This is a genomic window from Metapseudomonas cellulosilytica, from assembly GCF_049334135.1.
Classification (GTDB): Bacteria; Pseudomonadota; Gammaproteobacteria; order Pseudomonadales; family Pseudomonadaceae; genus Metapseudomonas.
Genome location: NZ_JBHZGN010000061.1, coordinates 1 through 1,195, shown reverse-complemented (window position 1 = coordinate 1,195; position 1,195 = coordinate 1). Strand labels below are relative to the sequence as shown.

Below are 1,195 nucleotides of genomic sequence, written 5' to 3'. Positions count from 1 at the left end.
CGAGGGTGCCGGAGTACTCGCAGGAGGTGACGTTGCCGCTGATGTCCGGGCCGTTCAGCACCAGGTGGCCTTCCAGCGGTTGCGCGCTGCCCCTGGGCAGGGTGAAGCCCACCAGCTTGCGTTTCAGTGGCTGCGCTTCGAGGATCTCGATAGACCGTTTGCCGACGAAGAAGGCTTTCTTGCGGCCGATGGCCCATTCCATGTCGATCTCGCCCGGATGGGTCATGCCGTCGGTGTCCTGGCTGATGATCACGTGGCCCTTTTCCAGACGCAGCAGGCGCTGGGTCTCGACGCCGAAGGGGCGGATACCGAACTCAGCGCCGGCTTCAATCAGTGCGTCCCACAGCTTGCCGCCGTGACGGGCCGGTACGTGGACCTCGTAGCCCAGCTCTCCGACGAAGCCGACGCGCATCAGCCGCGCCGGAATACCGGCCACGGTGCCGGTACGCACGGCAAGGTAGGGGAAGCCTTCGGCGGACAGGTCGACGTCGTCGCAGAGCTTCTCCAGCACCTTGCGCGACAGCGGCCCGGCCAGGTTCACCGCGGCCAGGGCGGCAGTGACGTTGGCGATGTCCACGTTAAGGCGCCACTGGGCGTTCCACTTGAGCATCTGCTGGTAGATGCGATCCACGCCGCTGGTGGTAGCGGTGACATAGAAGTGGTTGTCGGCCAGGCGCGCGCAAACACCGTCATCGATCACCACGCCGTGCTCGTTGGTCATCAGCGCGTAGCGCGTGCGTGCCACCGGTTGCTTCTTGAAGGGCAGGGTGTAGATGCGCTCCAGAAGCTCGGCGGCGTCCGGGCCGCGCACATCCAGGCCACCCAGGGTCGAGACGTCGATCAGACCGACCTTCTCGCGTACGTGGCGGGCCTCTTCCTGCATGCAGCGCTCGCGGTCCTCAGCTTTGCCGTAGAACGCCGGGCGCTGCCAGATGCCGGCCGGCATCAACTTGGCGCCGGCAGCCACATGGCGGCTGTGCATGGCGGTCTGGCGATAGGGGTCGAACGCGCGGCCAGCAACGTGCGCGAGCTTCTCCGCCTCAAAGGGCGGGCGGGCGGTGGTCACGCCGGTTTCGCTGATGCTGCGGCGGGTGGCCTGGGCGACCAGGCGTGCGGTGGGCAGCGCCGAGTGGCGGCCCTGGGACGGGCCCATACCGACGGTGGAGAAGCGCTTCACCAGTTGCACGTCGCGGTA

Annotated in this window: 1 pseudogene; it reads right to left on the bottom strand. The window is 67.2% G+C overall.

Annotation, left to right across the window (positions count from 1 at the left end):
* Positions 1-1,195, bottom strand: a pseudogene (locus ACFW0H_RS30095) (aminomethyltransferase); the annotation flags it as partial.